This window comes from Stenotrophomonas sp. AG209 (genome assembly GCF_003550055.1).
Lineage (GTDB): Bacteria > Pseudomonadota > Gammaproteobacteria > Xanthomonadales > Xanthomonadaceae > Stenotrophomonas.
In genome coordinates, this window is the sequence record NZ_QXDB01000003.1 from 358,716 (window position 1) to 376,570 (window position 17,855).

13 protein-coding genes are annotated in these 17,855 nt (G+C 65.6%); 8 read left to right on the top strand and 5 right to left on the bottom strand.

The annotated features are described in order from the left end of the window. Positions 1-628: 628 nt before the first annotated feature. Both dnaN and dnaA read right to left on the bottom strand, forming a co-directional pair. Positions 629-1,729 carry a DNA polymerase III subunit beta gene (dnaN, locus tag DFO63_RS16740; RefSeq protein WP_005411731.1) on the bottom strand — a complete coding sequence of 367 codons (1,101 nt, stop codon included), beginning with the start codon at positions 1,727-1,729 and terminating at the stop codon, positions 629-631. A gap of 275 nt (positions 1,730-2,004) precedes the next feature. Further along, entirely contained in the window at positions 2,005-3,336 is a 1,332-nt protein-coding gene (gene dnaA / locus DFO63_RS16745) for a chromosomal replication initiator protein DnaA (RefSeq protein ID WP_005411730.1), read from the bottom strand. Positions 3,337-3,591: 255 nt separating this feature from the next. On the opposite strand from dnaA, the gene rpmH reads away from it, so the two are divergent. From rpmH to DFO63_RS16775, 6 genes are all read left to right on the top strand, one after another. Next, positions 3,592-3,732 carry a 50S ribosomal protein L34 gene (rpmH, locus tag DFO63_RS16750; protein WP_005411729.1) on the top strand — a complete coding sequence of 47 codons (141 nt, stop codon included), beginning with the start codon at positions 3,592-3,594 and terminating at the stop codon, positions 3,730-3,732. A gap of 5 nt (positions 3,733-3,737) precedes the next feature. Next, positions 3,738-4,232 (top strand): ribonuclease P protein component, encoded by a 495-nt coding sequence (gene rnpA / locus DFO63_RS16755; protein WP_014039039.1) that lies wholly within the window; start codon positions 3,738-3,740, stop codon positions 4,230-4,232. Then, entirely contained in the window at positions 4,232-5,947 is a 1,716-nt protein-coding gene (yidC, locus tag DFO63_RS16760) for a membrane protein insertase YidC (protein WP_049446817.1), read from the top strand. Before rnpA ends, yidC begins: the two co-directional genes overlap by 1 nt. Before the next feature lie 115 nt (positions 5,948-6,062). Then, on the top strand, positions 6,063-8,735 hold the full coding sequence (locus DFO63_RS16765; RefSeq protein WP_049446820.1) for a polysaccharide deacetylase family protein: 2,673 nt from the start codon (positions 6,063-6,065) through the stop codon (positions 8,733-8,735). A gap of 3 nt (positions 8,736-8,738) precedes the next feature. Further along, positions 8,739-10,088 carry a tRNA uridine-5-carboxymethylaminomethyl(34) synthesis GTPase MnmE gene (mnmE, locus tag DFO63_RS16770; protein WP_119007393.1) on the top strand — a complete coding sequence of 450 codons (1,350 nt, stop codon included), beginning with the start codon at positions 8,739-8,741 and terminating at the stop codon, positions 10,086-10,088. A gap of 101 nt (positions 10,089-10,189) precedes the next feature. Beyond that, entirely contained in the window at positions 10,190-11,305 is a 1,116-nt protein-coding gene (locus DFO63_RS16775; RefSeq protein ID WP_101766354.1) for a glycerophosphodiester phosphodiesterase, read from the top strand. A 108-nt stretch (positions 11,306-11,413) separates the two neighbouring features. Here the strand turns inward: DFO63_RS16775 and DFO63_RS16780 are convergent, their stop codons facing one another. Continuing rightward, entirely contained in the window at positions 11,414-12,184 is a 771-nt protein-coding gene (locus tag DFO63_RS16780; protein ID WP_014039034.1) for a rhomboid family intramembrane serine protease, read from the bottom strand. Between the two features lie 107 nt (positions 12,185-12,291). After that, positions 12,292-13,254, bottom strand: a complete 963-nt coding sequence (locus DFO63_RS16785; protein WP_010487446.1) for a TerC family protein — start codon at positions 13,252-13,254, stop codon at positions 12,292-12,294. A 348-nt stretch (positions 13,255-13,602) separates the two neighbouring features. Here DFO63_RS16785 and DFO63_RS16790 point away from each other — a divergent pair, with 348 nt between their 5' ends. Beyond that, positions 13,603-14,772: a class I SAM-dependent rRNA methyltransferase gene (locus DFO63_RS16790; RefSeq protein WP_049436108.1), complete on the top strand. Its 1,170-nt coding sequence runs from the start codon at positions 13,603-13,605 to the stop codon at positions 14,770-14,772. Between the two features lie 177 nt (positions 14,773-14,949). After that, complete coding sequence (locus tag DFO63_RS16795; RefSeq protein WP_119007394.1) at positions 14,950-16,191, top strand: dipeptidase; 1,242 nt, start codon at positions 14,950-14,952, stop codon at positions 16,189-16,191. 93 nt (positions 16,192-16,284) lie between these two features. On the opposite strand, the gene DFO63_RS16800 is transcribed toward DFO63_RS16795, so the two are convergent. Further along, positions 16,285-17,712 (bottom strand): amino acid permease, encoded by a 1,428-nt coding sequence (locus DFO63_RS16800; protein WP_049446828.1) that lies wholly within the window; start codon positions 17,710-17,712, stop codon positions 16,285-16,287. Between the last annotated feature and the right edge of the window lie 143 nt (positions 17,713-17,855).

Here is a 17,855-nt window from a genome sequence, read left to right on the forward strand (position 1 = left end):
TTCAAGAAATTCGTTTCACGCTGTCCACAGCGGCCATGTATGACTTATACACAAGGTATGGGCAATCTGTGGATAAAAAAGGCCTTTTACCTTGCCCTTAAAACTATCCACAGGTTCCCCCCCAGCCTGGGGTGCCTCTATACAGGGGGTTTCAGATGCATAAATTTCTTTTAAATCAGTTAGATAATGCATTTTTCCACGAAATCTGGCCCTACCATCACCACCATGCTTTAGATTTATACCCAGATTTAGAAGCTAGCCTTGCCCCGATCTGCCCAGAACCAGGGCTGTGGACAGTGGCGTTTCCAGAAGGGCTGCGAACTTTCAGAGTCGCGTTCCAACCGCTGGCTGATGGGGTCGCAGGAGATGGAAGCTCGATCTAAGCATCCTGCGGCTGCAGCTCAAAGCGATTCGGCGTGATCCATGCACACATGGCCCGCTATCCAGCGTCTCCAGTGCAACCGTCGCGGAAGGATCAGTGGGAGCCATCAAGCATCCACCGACGGGGAACTTCCGGCTGGACAGGATCCAGCTCAATGGTTCGCCTTCAATGCTCCACGTGGAACCTAAAAAAAACGCCCGGGAAGATCCCGGGCGTCCTTCGGTTCCACGTGGAACAACGCTGCGGTCAGAGACGCAGCGGCATCACCACATGTCGCGACTTCTCGCTGCTCGATTCACGCACCAGCGCCGAGGAGTTGGAGTCGCGCAGCTGGATGATGACTTCCTCATCGCGCAGGGCGGAAAGGGCATCCAGCAGGTAGTTCACGTTGAAGCCGATGGCCAGATCGCTGACCGTGGTGTCGGCTTCGATCTCTTCCTGGGCTTCTTCCTGCTCCGGGTTGTGCGCGCTGATCTTCAGGTTGCCCGGCGAGACTTCCACGCGGATGCCGCGGTACTTCTCGTTGGACAGGATCGCGGCACGCTGCAGCGAGGCACGCAGCGCTTCGCGATCAACCTTCACTTCGCGGTCGGCGCCGATCGGAATCACCGCTTCGTAGTCCGGGAAACGGCCGTCGATCAGCTTCGAGGTGAAGGTGACATCGTCGCGCTTGACCCGGACGTGGCTGCGGCCGACTTCCAGCTCGATCTCGCGATCGCCGCTTTCCAGCAGGCGCTGCAGTTCGGTTACGCCCTTGCGCGGCACGATGATCTGGCGCTTGGAACCGCTGGGCTTGGCCAGATCGGTTTCACACAGCGCCAGGCGGTGGCCGTCGGTGGCGACGGTACGCAGGGCATCGCCGCGCAGATCGAACAGCAGGCCGTTGAGGTAGTAGCGCACGTCCTGCTGGGCCATCGCGAACGCAGTGCGCTCGATCAGTTCCTTCAGGGTCGCTTCGCCGATGGCCACACGCTCGGTGGCTTCCACTTCGTCAACCGACGGGAAGTCGTTGGAGGGCAGGGTGGCCAGGGTGAAGCGGCTGCGGCCGGCCTGCACGGTGATCTTGTCACCGGTCTGCGAGACGGTGATCCGGCTGCCGTCGGGCAGCGCGCGGATGATCTCGAACAGCTTGCGGGCGGGGATGGTGGTTTCGCCGTCCTGGGCATCTTCAACCGCGATCCGCGACACCATCTCCACTTCCAGGTCGGTACCGGTCAGCGACAGCTGGCCGTTCTGCACCTGGACCAGGAAATTGGCCAGAACCGGAAGGGTCTGGCGGCGTTCGACCACGTTGACGACCTGTGCCAACGGCTTGAGAAAGGCTTCGCGCTGCAGTGTGAAACGCATGTGGTTCCGTGCCCCTATGCTTTAAAAAATGTGGAATAAATCAAAAGCTTGGTGGTGCTGGTAGAGACAGAATCGCTGGAAAACAACGCTAAGTCTTTGTAAATAAAAGAATTTCAGACCTCGAAACCCTCTGTATTACCGACCCCCAGGGGGTGGGGAAAGCTGTGGATAAATCTCGCGCGATTTCAAGCGCCATTTTTATCCACAACGTGTCCCGCGCTTGCTACCGGATTCTGCACCGTTTTGTGCGATGACGCCTCATCGGCATCCGTGCATCATTCGCTCAGCTTCCGGATCAGCTTGTCCCAGTCCTCGCGGAGCTTGCCGTCGGTTTCCATCAGGGTCCGGATTTGGCGGCAGGCATGCAGCACCGTGGTGTGATCGCGACCGGCAAAGGCGTCGCCGATCTCGGGCAGGCTGTGCTCGGTCAGTTCCTTGGTCAGGGCCATGGCGACCTGGCGGGGGCGGGCCAGCGAGCGGGTCCGACGCTTCGACAGCAGATCCTTGATCTGCAGGCCGTAGTAGTCGGCAACGGTTTTCTGGATGTTGGGAATGCTGATCGCCTGCTGCTGGGCGCGCAGCAGGTCGCGCAGGGTTTCCTGGGCGAATTCGGTAGTGATCGCGCGGCCGGTGAAATTGGCGCGGGCGGTCAGGGTATTGAGCGCACCTTCGAGGTCGCGCACGTTGGAGCGCATCTTCTTGGCGATCAGGAACGCAACATCATCGGGAATCTCGGCACCGCGTTCGCGTGCCTTGGCCAGCACGATCGCGGCGCGGGTCTCGAAGTCCGGCGGTTCGATCGCGACCGACAGGCCCCAGGCAAGCCGCGACTTCAGGCGCGCTTCCAGGCCCTCGACTTCGCGCGGATAGCGGTCGCAGGTCAGGATGATCTGCTGCTTGCCATCGAACAACGCGTTGAACGTGTGGAAGAACTCTTCCTGGGTGCGGTCCTTGCCGGCGAAGAACTGGATGTCATCGATCAGCAGCGCGTCCACCTGCTGGAACTGGCGCTTGAACTGATCCATGGTCTTTTCCTGCAGGGCCCGGATCATCGCGCTGAAGAACTGCTCCGAACGCAGGTACAGCACCTTCGCCCCCGGATTGGCCTGGCGCATCGCGTTGCCGGCGGCGAACATCAGGTGGGTCTTGCCCAGGCCGGTGCCTCCGTACAGCAGCAGCGGGTTGTGCGCCCGGTCGCCCGGCTTCTGCGCTGCCTGGAAGGCGGCGGCCAGGCCCAGCTGGTTGCTGCGGCCTTCGACGAAGTTGGCGAACGTGTAGTGATTGTCCAGGTTGCCGGCGAAGGGCACCTGCGGTTCGCTGGACACATGCGCCGAGGGCGTGGAAACCGGCGCGTTCTGCGCCTCCACGGGACGCGGGCGCGAGCCGATTTCAAGAAAAACGTCGCTGAAACCGGCGAAATGAGCCAGCAGTTCGCGGATCCGGGCCAGGTACAGCTCGCGGACCTGGTCGACGATGAAGGCATTCGGTGCATACAGCACCAGGCTGTCCACGCGCAGATCGGCCTGCAGCGGCTTCAACCAGGTATGAACGTCTTCCGGCGGGAACTCCGCTTCGAGGCGCTCGAGACTACGGGACCAGGCATCCATCAGCAATAATCGTCCGGTGGCCGGGGCATGGACGCGACAAGGCGCCCAAACACAGGCCGGAAAGGGGGGAAATGGATGGCTCAGACTACCACCGAGCGCCCGCCTTCGGAATGCTTGTCCCCTACTTATTCACAAAAACATCCACAGCTATTGCACAGCCCAGTGAATTCGCGTAGCTGCCAGGGGTTGACGCGGGGTAGGGTACCTCTCTAGAATTTCCGGTTCTTTCCGTCCCATTCATACGAGAGGCCCCCAATGGCCACGAAGCGCACCTACCAGCCCAGCAACCTCAAGCGTAAGCGCGACCACGGCTTCCGTGCCCGTATGAAGACCGCTGACGGCCGCAAGATCCTGTCGCGTCGCCGCGCCAAGGGCCGCAAAGTCCTGAGCGCCTGATTGCCATGCCGCACCTCGCGGCAGACGCAATCCCTTCGACAGTGAATACTGCAGACCCGCGCAAGCGATTCCCTCGCTCTGCGCGGGTTCGCACGCGTGCCGAATATTCAACGGTCTTCAACGGCGCCCGCCGTGTGTCCGATCCGCTGATGACCCTGCACTGGCTGCCGGCTGACCGGCCGGCCAGGCTGGGTCTGGCGGTTTCCCGCAAGGTTGATCCGAACGCCGTTGGGCGTAACCGGATCAAGCGCGTCCTGCGCGACATCCTGCGTCAGACACGTACCGACATCCAGCCAGGCGACTTCGTCGTCGTGGCTCGTAGTGCTGCGCGTTCCGCCAGCAACGACGAGATCCGCCAGGCCTTCCTGCGCCTGCTGCGTCGCCTGCGTGCATTGCCCGCGCCGGGCGTGGACGGCACAATGCCGCCGCCTGATGGCATCGCAACTCCTTCTTTGACCGAGCCGGCATCGCGTCCCGGCCCCGCCGAGCCTGTCCGCTGATGAACCAGACCCGCGTATTCCTCATTTTTGCCTGGCTGATGGTGGCCGTGCTGCTGTGGATGGAGTGGAGCCGTGAAAAGGCTGCTCCGACCCCGGCACCGACGACCACGTCGGCCCCGGCTGCTGCACAGAGTGTTCCGGGCGCGACCCCGGGCAGCATCCCCAGCGCGCAGGTCCCGGGTGCCCCGGGCCAGGCCGCTGTGCAGGCCCAGGCCAGCGCCACCCCGGCCAGCCAGCGCGTGACCGTCACCACCGACGTGCTGCGCCTGGTACTGGACGGCGGCCGCGTGCTCGATGCCGAGCTGCTGCAGTTCCCGCAGACCAAGGACGAAGGCAGCCCGCCGGTACGCCTGCTGACCGAAGACCCCGCGCATCCGTACAGCGCGATCAGTGGCTGGGCCAGCGAAGACAAGAACACCCCGGTTCCCGGCGCTGACGGCTTCAAGCTGGTCGGTGACACCCGCGACTTCGTGCTGGCCAAGGGCCAGAACGAACTGCAGATCCCGTTCGTGTGGACCGCCGACAACGGCGTGACCATCAAGCGCACCCTGACCGTCTCGCGCAACGAGTACGCCGTGCGTTTCAAGGACGAAGTCAGCAACGCCGGTGCCGCACCGTGGAACGGCTATGTCTACCGCACCCTGGACCGCACCCCGACCATCCTGTCGCGGAGCATGACCAACCCGGATTCGTTCAGCTTCAACGGCGCCACCTGGTACGACAACGACAAGAAGTACCAGCGTCGTGCGTTCAAGGACTACCTGGACGATGGCACGCTGAACCAGAACATCACCGGCGGCTGGCTGGCGATGCTGCAGCACCACTTCTTCACCGCCTGGATCCCGCAGAAGGACCAGACCGCACACTACGTGCTGTCGCAGGTGGCCGGTCGTGACCTGATCGAAGCGCGTGGCCCGGCCTTCACCGTGGCCCCGGGCCAGTCCACCAGCACCGAGGCCCGCCTGTGGGTCGGCCCGAAGCTGGTGAACCTGATTGCCAAGGAAGACGTGCCGGGCCTGGACCGGGTGGTCGACTACAGCCGCTTCTCGATGATGGCGGTGATCGGCCAGGGCCTGTTCTGGGTGCTGAACCAGGTGCACAAGCTGGTCGGCAACTGGGGCTGGGCGATCGTCGGCCTGGTGGTGCTGCTGAAGCTGGTGCTGTACCCGCTGTCGGCGACCCAGTACAAGAGCGGTGCCAAGATGCGCCGCTTCCAGCCGCGCATCGCGCAGCTGAAGGAACGCTATGGCGACGACCGCCAGAAGTTCCAGACCGCGATGATGGAGCTGTACAAGAAGGAAAAGATCAATCCGATGGGCGGCTGCCTGCCGATCCTCATCCAGATGCCGATCTTCTTCGCTCTGTACTGGGTGCTGGTGGAATCGGTCGAACTGCGCCAGGCGCCCTGGTTCGGCTGGATCCAGGACCTGACCGCACGCGACCCGTACTTCATCCTGCCGGTGATCAACGTGGCGGTGATGTGGTTCACCCAGAAGCTGACCCCGGCACCGGGCATGGACCCGATGCAGCAGAAGATGATGCAGTTCATGCCGCTGGTGTTCGGCGTCATGATGGCCTTCATGCCGTCCGGCCTGGTGCTGTACTGGGTGGTCAACGGCGGCCTGGGCCTGCTGCAGCAGTGGTGGATGACCAAGCGCCATGGCGGCGAGCCGGTCCCGGCCACCACCGCGCCGGCCCCGGTCAAGAAGAAGTAATCGGTAGAGCCGGCTGCTGGCCGGCTGGCCCCCGCAGAAGCCCGCCGCAAGGCGGGCTTTTCGCATGCGGCGTTAGAATCGCCGGCACACTGTTCCTGCATCCATCGAGTCCGCCATGCCGCGTGCGTCGTCGTTCCGCCTGTTCCTGCCCTCGTTGTTGTTGACCCTGGTCGTTGCCGGCTGTGGCGACAAGGACGCGAAGGCACCGACGACCACCGTCACCCAGCCGAGCGCGCAGGCCGCGGCGGCCGCCGATCCGGCCGCTGCACCGCTGCTGGCGGCGCTGCAGAAGCAGCTCGACGGCTACCGCCGGATCATCGTGCTGCTGGCCGACGAGGAACAGCAGTCGGCCGCCGACCGCGGCACCTCCACGCGCGTCGGCCAGCAGCTGTTCCACGATGGCCTGGAACAGCGCACGGCGATCGCCGCGCAGTTCGACACCCTGCTGCGCGGTTCCAGTCCGCAGCGCTTCGCCACCCTCGGCACCGTGCTGGACTACATCGAATCTGCGCCGGAACTGTTCGATGCCGATCGCCTGGCCTTCCGCGAAGTGCTGCGTGATCTGCATGAGCGGGTCGGCACTGATTCGTCGCTGCCGGCGGTGAAACTGCACCAGCGCATCGGTGAGGACCTGGAGGCGCTCGATGAGATCGAGCGCAACTACAACCAGGAACTGACCCGCATCTTCAGCCGCTTCGAGCGCACCCGCGCCATCGAACTGAAGCGCGAGAAGTGGGACGACTACATCGCCCACCTGCACAAGGACTACAGCCGCGAAGCGATCCTGCGCGACTATGGCGTGATCGAGCCGTACCCGATGTCGATGAAGGACAGCGACCGCGAGATCTTCGGCCGCGACCTGCCGGCCAAGACCGTGGTGCTGACCTTCGACGATGGCCCGCACAAGGCCTATACCGATGAAGTGGTGGCCATCCTCAAGCGCTACGACGTGCCGGGCGTGTTCTTCGAGGTGGGCCGCAACCTGGGCAAGGTCGAGGCCGACGGAAAGGTCAGCCTCGGCCCGATGGCGAAGATCAGCCGCAACCTGATGGAAGAGGGCTATGCGGTCGGCAACCACAGCCTGACCCACGCCCAGCTGTCGCGCACCACCGGTGACGCGCTGCGCCAGCAGGTGCTCGACACCGACACGCTGCTGAAGGATGTCGACAGCAAGCGCGCGCCCCTGTTCCGCTTCCCGTACGGCGCGCGCAATGCCGAGGGCCTGCAACTGCTCAACGAGGCCGGGCTGAAGTCGATCATGTGGAACATCGACTCGATGGACTGGGCCGACCCGGTGCCGGAGTCGATCGTGCAACGCGTACTCGACCAGGTGAACAAGGAACAGCGCGGCATCATCCTGTTCCACGACATCCACGATCGTGCGGTGAAGGCGCTGCCGCAGATCCTCGACCGGCTGATCGCCGATGGTTACCAGTTCGCCGGCTGGAACGGCCGCGACTTCACCGTTGCCCGTGCGCGCAAGGGTGATGCCGGTGCCGCCACGGTCACCACCGGCTACGAGAAGTCCTGGGCGATCGTGGTCGGCATCGACAACTATGCCAAGTGGCCGAAGCTGGAATACGCCAGCCATGACGCACAGGCGGTGGCCGATACCCTGACCGGGCAGTTCGGCTTCCCGTCCTCGCAGGTGATCGTGCTGAAGAACGAGCAGGCGACCCGCAACAACATCCTGGCCGCCTTCCACGACCGCCTGGCCGACGACCGCACCGGCAAGAACGACCGCGTGTTCGTGTTCTTCGCCGGCCATGGCGCGACCCGCCAGCTCGCCTCCGGGCGCGACCTCGGCTACATCATTCCGGTCGATTCGGACCCGAAGGAATTCGCTACCGACGCCATCGCGATGACCGACATCCAGAACATCGCCGAGAGCATGCAGGCCAAGCATGTGATGTTCGTGATGGATGCCTGCTACAGCGGCCTGGGCCTGACCCGTGGTGGCCCCTCGTCGTCGTCGTTCCTGCGCGAGAACGCGCGTCGCAGCGCGCGGCAGATGCTGACCGCCGGTGGTGCCGACCAGCAGGTGGCCGATGCCGGCCCCAACGGCCACTCGGTATTCACCTGGGTGCTGCTGCAGGCGCTGGCCGGCAAGGGCGACCTCAACGGCGACGGCCTGATCACCGGTACCGAGCTGGCCGCCTACGTGGCACCGGCAGTTTCGGCGGTCTCGCACCAGACCCCGGCCTTCGGCAGCCTGCCCGGCTCGCAGGGCGGTGAGTTCGTGTTCCAGGTGCCGGACAGCCAGGAATTCCTCAACGCCGATACGCGCCAGCTGACCGCCGATGCGATCGCGCTGAACAACAAGGTGGATGCGGCCAGCGAGGCCAAGGGCAGCCAGGCGCCGGTGACCGTGGCCGACCTGCAGGGTGGCAAGGCCAAGCTGGTGGTGCCCACCGCCGGCCCGGCGTCCGACCGCCAGCGCGCGCAGCAGGCCAACGACCGCGGCCTGCAGCTGTACCGCGAGAAGCAGTACGACGAAGCGGCCGCGCAGTTCACCGAAGCGCTGAAGCTGCGCCCCGATTTCGCCCAGGCGGCGAACAACCTCGGCTTCGTCTACTACCGTCAGCAGCGCTACGCCGAAGCGGCGCGCTGGCTGGAGAACACGCTGAAGATCGATCCGTCGCGCGCGGTCGCCCATCTGAACCTGGGCGATGCCTACTTCAACGCAGGCGACAAGGCCAAGGCCAAGCAGGCCTATACCACCTACCTGGCGCTGCAGCCGCAGGGCAGCGGTGCCGCACAGGCGCGCGCGCAGCTGGAGAAGCTTTGAGCGATGGACGATACCTTTCGCACTGACACCATCGTAGCCATCGCCAGCGCACCCGGTGCCGGCGGCGTCGGCCTGCTGCGCCTGTCCGGCCCGCGCGCTGCGGCCATCGCCAACGCGCTGGGTGCGCCCGCGCTGCGCCCGCGTCATGCGCACTACGCACGCCTGCGCGATGCCGACGATGAGGTGATCGACGATGGCATCGTGCTGTGGTTCCCGGCGCCGAACAGCTTCACCGGCGAAGAGGTGGTGGAACTGCAGGGTCACGGCAGCCCGGTGCTGCTGCAGCAGCTGGTCGCGCGCTGCATCGCGCTCGGTGCGCGCCAGGCGCGGCCTGGTGAGTTCAGCGAACGGGCGTTCCTCAACGGCAAGCTGGACCTGGCCCAGGCCGAGGCCATCGCCGACCTGATCGCCGCGGGCGACAACCGTGCCGCGCGCGCTGCACGCCGTTCGCTGGATGGTGTGTTCTCGCGCCGCATCGACGCCGTGGTCGAGCAGCTGGTGCTGCTGCGCATCCATGTGGAAGCGGCCATCGACTTTGCCGACGAACCACTGGATACGCTCGGGGGGGCACAGGTGCGGCGTGGGCTGGAGCAGGCACGCGGCGATCTTGTCCTGCTGCGGCGGGACGCCGAGCGCGGCCGCCGCCTGCGCGATGGCCTGCATGCGGTGCTGATCGGCCCGCCGAATGCCGGCAAGAGTTCATTGCTCAATGCGCTGGCCGGCAGCGAGCGCGCCATCGTCACCGACATCGCCGGCACCACCCGCGACACGCTGCGCGAGACCATCCGTCTGGATGGCCTGGAGCTGACCCTGGTCGACACCGCAGGCCTGCGCGACGGCGGCGACGCCATCGAACGTGAAGGCATGCGCCGAGCGCACGTGGAAATCGAGCGCACCGACCTGGCGCTGATCGTGCTGGATGCGCGCGATCCGGCGGCCGGTGAAGTGGTGCTGGGCGATGCCGTGGCGGCGGTGCCGCACAAGGTCTACATCCACAACAAGTCGGACCTGCTGGATGTGCTGCCGGCGCTGGACGATCCGGACCGCGTGTTCGTCTCGGCCGCCACCGGCGCCGGGCTCGAAGATCTGCACGCGCGCCTGCGTTCGATCGCCTCGGCCGGGGCAGGCGAGCAGGTGGACGGCGAATTCTCCGCGCGCACGCGCCATGTGGATGCGATCGAGCGTGCGCAGGAGCATGCACAGCGCGCCGACGGTGAGCTGGCGCATGAACATCTGGAGCTGGCCGCCGAGGAACTGCGGCTGGCGCATGACGCACTGGGCGAGATCACCGGGCAGATGAGTGCCGATGACCTGCTGGGAAGGATCTTCTCTAGCTTCTGCATCGGGAAGTAGGCAGGGGTCGGAGCCCCTTCGGGGATCCGACCCCAGGTCCCCCACCTGTCACATTGCCGCCTCATACTGACGCCCATCACATACCGCTTGGGGAAGTCGCAGTGAAGTCGTGGGGTTGTGCGTTGCTGTTGTCGCTGGCCGTGGCACCATCGGTGGCCATGAGTGCTGAATCCTCCACCCCGGCCGCACCCAAGGTGTCGGTCTACGGCCATCGCGGGGCAAGCGCACTGCTGCCCGAGCACACCCTGGCCTCGTATGCGCAGGCCATCGCCGATGGCGCCGACTACATCGAACCGGACCTGGTCATGACCAAGGACGGGGTGATGGTGGCCCGCCACGAGAACGAGATCGGTGGCACCACCGACGTCGCCTCGCATCCGGAGTTCGCCAGCCGCCGCACCAGCAAGGTGATCGACGGGCAGAAGGTCGACGGCTGGTTCACCGAAGACTTCACCCTGGCCGAGCTGAAGACCCTGTACGCACGTGAGCGCCTGCCGGAACTGCGCAGCACCGCCTACGACGGCCAGTTCCGCATCGCCAGCCTGGACGAGATCCTGGCCTTCCTGGTGCAGCAGGCCGGGCGCGCCAACCGCGGCATCGGCCTGGTGCCGGAGATCAAGCACCCGACCTACTTCCAGTCCATCGGCCTGCCGATGGAGGACAAGCTGCTGGCCGCGCTGCGTGGCAACGCGTATACGAACGTCGGTCCGGTCACCATCCAGTCGTTCGAGACCGCCAACCTGCGCTACCTGCACGGCAAGATCGGCCGGGGCAGCAACATCCGCCTGCTGCAGCTGCTGTGGAAGGGCGATACCCAGCCGGCCGACATCGCCAAGGCCGGCGGCACGCTGACCTACGCACAGATGATGACCCCGGCCGGCCTGAAGGACATCGCCGGCTACGCCGATGGCATCGGCCCCGAGCTGCGCTCGATCATTCCGCTGGATGCCAAGGGCGCGCTGGGCACGCCGACATCGCTGGTACGTGATGCACACGCGGCCGGACTGATGGTGATTCCGTACACCTTCCGCCCGGAGAACCACTTCCAGCCCAGCAACCTGCGCAAGGGTGCCGACACTGCGCGCAACGCGGAAGGCTCGATCGCCGAGATGCGCGCCTACCTTGCGACCGGCATCGATGCCTTCTTCACCGATGATCCTGCGCTCGGCCGGCAGGCGGTGGACGGGATGGGCACGGCGGCGAATGCGGCGAACTGACGGACTCTGGTAGATGCCAACCTTGGTTGGCACACGGCAGGAGTGCCGACCAAGGTCGGCCACTACCGGTTCATGAGGTTGCCGGCCAGCGGCCGGCACTACCATCGCTCAGCCGCGCGGCTCGTCCGGGCGGCGGAACGGGATCACCACGTAGTCCTGGCCCTCGCGCGGCTGCCACAGCACCGGCACGCGCTGCGGTGACGGCGGCTCCAGCTCGTCATCGGCCAGCGGCTCGGCCTCGTCTTCTTCGTCTTCCCAGCTGTAGCGCTGGCGCGGCGGCAGCGGATCGGCGTTGCGGAACAGCAGCGCGGCGATGATGCCGGCGAAGGCCCCGCCCATGTGCGACTGCCAGGACACGCCGTCGGCGTGCGGCAGGATGGTCATCAGCATGCCGCCGTAGAACAGCATGCCGATCAGGCCGGTGGCGATCGCCGCACGGTCGCGGCGCAGCAGGCCCAGGCTGGCCAGCAGGAACATCAGGCCATGGGTCACGCCACTGGCGCCCAGATGCACGCTGCCCGGATTGCCCAGCATCCACGCACCGAGGCCCGAACCCAGCCACAGCAGGGGCAGGGCGCGCACGGTGGCTTTCGGATAGACGCTGCCGGCGAGGGTGCCAAGAATCAGGATGGCGATGCTGTTGGCGGCGATGTGCTCGACCGAGGCATGCAGCATCGGCCCGCCGATCAGGCCGAGCAGGCCCTTGGCTTCCAGCGGTGCGACCGCCCACGGTCGCCAGTCGAACGTGCCTTGCAGGGCGAACACGGCCACCAGCACCAGCACGGCGGCCAGGCTGACATTGAACGCCCGCAGGATGCGCGAGCGGTCATTGCGGGGGGCCGGCACGTCGCCGGCGGGCAGGGGCGCGTTGTTGTCCATACCTCAGCAATGGCGGTGGCTGGCGCGAAACCAAGGCCACCGCGGCGGGAGAGTGGGGGGCGGCCGGCGGGACAATCCCACCGGCCGCGCCGTTCAGCCGGTCAGGTTCAGGCCTGGCCTTCGCCTTCCTTCGGCGGGTACTTCAGGCTCAGCACCACGGTGGCGGCGATGATCACGGCGACCACGCCCAGCGAGACCGGGGTCGGGATCTTGAACAGGTCGATGATCATCATCTTGATGCCGATGAAGCCCAGTACCAGCGCCAGGCCGTACGGCAGCAGGTGGAAGCGGTCGGCCATGCCGGCCAGCAGGAAGAACATCGCACGCAGGCCCAGCACCGCGAACACGTTGGAGGTGAGCACGATGAACGGGTCGGTGGTGATCGCGAAGATCGCCGGGATGCTGTCCACGGCAAAGATCACGTCGGTGACCGCGATCAGGATCAGCACCGCGAACAGCGGGGTGAACCAGCGCACGCCATCGCGTTTCACGCTCAGTGCGTTGCCGGCGTAGTCCGGCAGCAGGCGCAGGTGCTTGCGCATCCAGCGCAGGGCCGGGTTGGTCTCCAGGTCCGGCTCCTGGCCGGCGGCGAACCACATCTTCCAGCCGGTGAACAGCAGGAAGGCACCGAACACGTAGAGCAGCCAATGGAACTGGCTGATCAGCACGCTTCCGGCGAAGATCATGATCGTACGCAGCACGATCGCGCCCAGGATGCCGATGATCAGCACCTTCTGGCGTTGCTCCTCCGGCACCGCGAAGTAGCTCATGATCATCAGGAAGACAAAGATGTTGTCGACCGCCAGCGCCTTCTCGACCAGGTAGCCGGTCAGGAACTCGAGGCCGACCTTGTTGGCCACGACCTGGCCGGCGGTCTCATTCAGGTAGTACCAGAGGCCCGCATTGAACAGCAGGGCCAGCGCGACCCAGCCGATGGACCACCACAGGGCCTCCTTGAAGGTGACCTTGTGCGGTCCACCATGGCGCATCAACACGAGGTCGACCAGCAGGGCGATGACCACCACCGCTGCGAAGCCGCCCCACAACCACACGTTACCGATCGTCTGCATTGGGAATGTCCGTTGGAAAGATGAATGCCAGGCCGGACGGCGAGGATCTGCAACGGAGGATCGGGAGGGGATCCAGGGACAGAGCTTCGCCAGTACGGCGAAGGTCTCGCTCGCAGTTCCAGTCGGCTGGAACTGCCGTTGCACCGGAGCCTGCGGGCTCGAAATGACGGCGACAACGTCTGGGAGCTACTCCCCTTCTGGCGCCGATTCTGCGGCCTGGCCGGGCTGCCGTCAAATACCGGGTGACCGGGGTCCCCGCTCTGGTGGACGCCAACCTTGGTTGGCATGCCGGCCGGGGCCAGAGCCCCTGCGGGGATCTGACCCCGGCGCCCGGTTTACAATAGGTGGATGAATACCCCCCTTCCGATTGTCCGCCTCAAGAACGCGTGGCGCTCCAGCCACCCGTGGATCTTCCAGAAACTGGTCGAGAAGCCGACCGTCCGGCCCAAGCCCGGTTCCATCGTCGACGTGGTCGGCATTGATGGCGAGTTCATTGGCCGCGGGTTCTACAATGGGCATTCGCGCATTGCCGTGCGCATCCTCGAGACCGACCAGAACGTGCCGGTGGATGCCGGCTGGTTCTCGCGCAAGATCGCCCAGGCGGTGTCGCTGCGCCGTGAGGTGCTCAAGCTCGATGCGGTGTCCGACGCCTGGCGCGTGGTGCACAGCGAAGGCGATGGCCTGTCCGGCCTGGTGGTCGACCGCTACGGCGACCTGGTGGTGGTCGAGTTCTTCGCCGCCGGCATGTTCCGCCACCGTGAGTGGATCTACGACGCCCTGCGCGAGCAGTTCCCGGGCTGCCGCTTCCACAGTTTCGCCGACGAGCACGTGCAGAAGCAGGAAAGCTTCGATTTCCACGGCAACACCACCACCGAAGCGTCGGTGATCACCGAGTACGGCATCAAGTTCCGCGCCGACCCGGCCGGTGCGCACAAGACCGGCTTCTTCGCCGACCAGCGCGAGAACCGCGAATGGCTGAGCCAGCAGGTCGAAGGCAAGAGCGTGCTGGATCTGTGCTGCAACACCGGCGGTTTTGCGGTGTATGCGGCGGCGCGCGGCGCCTCGGACGTGGTCGGCATCGACATCGATGAAGACGTCATCCAGATCGCCAAGGGCAATTCGCGCCTGAACAACGTGCGCCCGAAGTTCGTCCAGTCCGATATCTTCCCGTGGCTGCGCGATGCGGCCAATCGTGGCGAGCAGTACGACGTGGTGATCCTGGACCCGGCGAAGATGACCCGTGACCGCGACCAGGTGATCACTGCGCTGAAGAAGTACCTGGACATGAACAAGCTGGCGCTGGGCGTGGTGAAGCCGGGCGGCCTGTTCGCCACGTTCTCCTGCACCGGCCTGGTGGCCGAGGACCAGTTCCTCGACATGCTGCGTCGTGCGGCGTACTTCTCCGGCCGCACGATCCAGATCCTGAAGGTAGCCGGCGCCGGCCCGGACCATCCGTTCATGGCCCACGTGCAGGAATCGCGTTACCTGAAGGCCGTGTTCTGCCGCGTGGTCGACTGACGGTCGGCTTCTGCGTTCGCCGGGCATGAATCATGTCCACTGCCCGGCGGTCAGCTTTCCGCGCATTGCGATGCGTTCGTGAAAGTGGCGCCCCATTGATGAGGGGCGCGGCTCGGCTCTACAAAAGCGCTGGCCGCAGCGCTATGGTCGGGCTCTTCCCATTCGCGGTGAGAGCCCATGCCTTCGTTGCGCCACCTGTCCGTTGTGCTTGCCCTGGCGCTGTGCGCGCCGCTGTCCGTCCACGCCGTTGAGTTCAGCGCGCAGGAGCTGGCCCGTGCCAAGGCGCTGCAACAGCGCCTGGTCACCCTCGACAGCCATCTGGATACGCCGGCTAACTTTGGTCGCAGCGGCTTCGACATTGAGCAGCGCCACGACCGCAACGCGCTTTCGCAGGTCGACTACCCGCGCATGGTCGAAGGCGCGCTGGACGGTGGCTTCTGGGCGATCTACACCGATCAGGGCGACCGTACCGCTGTCGCCCATCTGGCCGAGCGTGACCATGGCCTGCAGCGGCTGATGGAAATCCGCGAGATGCTGGCGGCCAATCCCGAGCGCTTCGCGCTGGCGCTGACCGCCGATGACGCGGCGCGGATCAAGGCCGCCGGCAAGCGCGTGGTCTACATCAGCATGGAAAACGCCAGCCCGCTGGTGGAAGACCCGAGCCTGCTTTCGTTCTACCACCGCGCCGGCCTGCGCCTGCTCAGCACCGTGCACTTCGCCAACAACGAGTTCGCCGATTCGGCCACCGACCCCAAGGGCGCGGAGTGGAAGGGCCTGAGCCCGGCGGGCAAGGACCTGGTGCGGCAAGCGGTGAAGCTGGGCATCGTGATCGACCAGTCGCATGCCTCGGACGCGGTGTTCGACGACCTGCTGGCGATGATGCCGGTGCCGTTCGTGCTGTCGCACAGCTCGGCCAAGGCCGTGTATGACCACCCGCGCAATCTGGATGACGCGCGCCTGCGCAAGCTGGCCAAGGCCGGTGGCGTGATCCAGGTGAACGCGTATGGCGGCTACCTGATCGACACCGCGAAGACGCCCGAGCGCAAGCAGGCCGAAGAAGCGCTGAGCAAGCAGTTGGGCGGCTGGGAAGGGATGGGCATCGAGCAGGGCGTGGCCCTGTTGAAAGCCGAACAGGCACTGGACCATGAGCACCCGGTGCGGCATGCCAGCCTGGACGACTTCTTCGCCCACTTCGAGCACATCCTCAAGGTGGTCGGCCCCGAGCACGTGGGGATCGGGCTGGACTGGGATGGTGGCGGCGGCCTGAGTGACCTGCCCGATGTCAGCCAGCTGCCGAAGATCACCGCCTGGCTGCTGCGCAAGGGCTATACCGAGAAGCAGATTGCCGGCATCTGGGGCGGCAACCTGCTGCGGGTGATGCGCCAGGCGCAGGATTACGCGGCAAAACAGGGCGGGTGAAACGCCCTGCGGTAGTGCCGGCCGCTGGCCGGCATTGCCCGTATCAACAGGATCCGAGTTGCCGGCCAGCGGCCGGCACTACCGGTGAACCGGTTATTTCGCGATCAGCGCGTGGCGGCGGCTGTACAGGAAGTACAGCACCAGGCCGACCACGTTCCACAGCAGGAAGTACAGCTGCGTGCTGTGCGGCAGGCTGAGGAACAGGTAGATGCAGCCCAGCGCGGCCAGCGGGCCAACCACGAAAGCAGCCGGTGTACGGAAGCTGCGCTCGCGGTTCGGTTCGCGCAGGCGCAGCACCACCAGGCAGACGCCCACTGCAGTGAACGCGGCCAGGGTACCGGCGTTGGCCAGTGCCGCGATCTCGTCCAGGCGTGCCACGCCGGCCAGCGCCGACACCACGACCGCAGTGAACAGCGTGGTCGCCACCGGCGTGCCGGTACGCGCGTTGACCTTGGACAGGCCACGCGGCAGCAGGCCATCGCGGCTCATCACGAAGAAGATGCGGCTCTGGCCGTACAGGAAGGCCAGCAGCACGGTCGGCAGCGCGATGATCGCGATCACGCCGATCACCATTGCCGCGGTCGGGTGACCCAGCTGGCGCATGATCAGCGCCAGCGGCTCGGCGCTGTGGCCGAACACTGCATAGCTCATCGCACCAACGGCCGCGAGCGCGACCAGCACGTAGACGATGGTGCAGCCGATCATCGAGCCGATGATGCCGATCGACAGGTCGCGGCCCGGGTTCTTGGTTTCTTCGGCGGCGGTGGAGATCGCATCGAAGCCGTAGAAGGCGAAGAAGATGATCGCTGCCGCCGCCATTACGCCGTGTTCGACGCCATCAGGGCCCATCGACTTGGCAAAGCCATAGGGCATGAACGGCTGCAGGTTGGCGCTGTCGAAGGCGGGCAGGGCCACGGCCACGAAGATGGCCAGCGCGATCAGCTTGAACACCACCAGGATGGCATTGAGGGTGGCGCTTTCCTTGGTGCCGGCCATCAGCATGCCGGCCACCAGCCAGGTGATGACGATCGCCGGCAGGTTGATCATGCCGCCTTCCACGTGCGGGCCGGCTGCGAGCCAGGCTGGCAGGTGCACGTTCCAGCCGAACTGGGTGTGGACCCATTCGAGGAAGCCGACGAAGTAGCCGGACCAGCCCACCGCCACCGTACTCACCACCAGTGAGTACTCCAGGATCAGGCTCCAGCCCACCACCCAGGCGAACACCTCGCCCAGCGCGCTGTAGCTGTAGGTGTAGGCACTGCCGGCGGCCGGCATCATCGTCGACAGCTCGGCGTAGGACAGCGCCGCACAGGCGCAGACCGCACCGGCGATGGCGAAGGAGATCAGCACCGCCGGGCCGGCCAGGTTGGCACCGACGCCGATCAGCGTGTAGATGCCGGTGCCGACGATGGCACCGATGCCCAGCGCGATCAGGTGCGGCCAGCTGAGCGTCGGGATCAGGCGCCTGCCGGCTTCGTGGACGGTGACGGAATCTAGGGACTTGCGCCGGAACAGGGACATGCAGGCCTCGGAAGGGGTGACTAAGAACGACAAGTTCCCGAGTGTGACCGAACGCAGCGCAGCATTACCACTGACGGGGGTCATACGTGGGTCAGATGCGTCATCGATGCGCTTGCACTCCGGGCATGCTGCCGGAATCGGCA

Excerpts from the sequence above, each read along its gene's own strand:
- dnaN (WP_005411731.1), bottom strand. The coding sequence starts at position 1,729 with ATGCGTTTCACACTGCAGCGCGAAGCCTTTCTCAAGCCGTTGGCACAG.
- dnaA (WP_005411730.1), bottom strand. The coding sequence starts at position 3,336 with ATGGATGCCTGGTCCCGTAGTCTCGAGCGCCTCGAAGCGGAGTTCCCG.
- rpmH (WP_005411729.1), top strand. The coding sequence starts at position 3,592 with ATGGCCACGAAGCGCACCTACCAGCCCAGCAACCTCAAGCGTAAGCGC.
- rnpA (WP_014039039.1), top strand. The coding sequence starts at position 3,738 with ATGCCGCACCTCGCGGCAGACGCAATCCCTTCGACAGTGAATACTGCA.
- yidC (WP_049446817.1), top strand. The coding sequence starts at position 4,232 with ATGAACCAGACCCGCGTATTCCTCATTTTTGCCTGGCTGATGGTGGCC.
- DFO63_RS16765 (WP_049446820.1), top strand. The coding sequence starts at position 6,063 with ATGCCGCGTGCGTCGTCGTTCCGCCTGTTCCTGCCCTCGTTGTTGTTG.
- mnmE (WP_119007393.1), top strand. The coding sequence starts at position 8,739 with ATGGACGATACCTTTCGCACTGACACCATCGTAGCCATCGCCAGCGCA.
- DFO63_RS16780 (WP_014039034.1), bottom strand. The coding sequence starts at position 12,184 with ATGGACAACAACGCGCCCCTGCCCGCCGGCGACGTGCCGGCCCCCCGC.
- DFO63_RS16785 (WP_010487446.1), bottom strand. The coding sequence starts at position 13,254 with ATGCAGACGATCGGTAACGTGTGGTTGTGGGGCGGCTTCGCAGCGGTG.
- DFO63_RS16790 (WP_049436108.1), top strand. The coding sequence starts at position 13,603 with ATGAATACCCCCCTTCCGATTGTCCGCCTCAAGAACGCGTGGCGCTCC.
- DFO63_RS16795 (WP_119007394.1), top strand. The coding sequence starts at position 14,950 with ATGCCTTCGTTGCGCCACCTGTCCGTTGTGCTTGCCCTGGCGCTGTGC.
- DFO63_RS16800 (WP_049446828.1), bottom strand. The coding sequence starts at position 17,712 with ATGTCCCTGTTCCGGCGCAAGTCCCTAGATTCCGTCACCGTCCACGAA.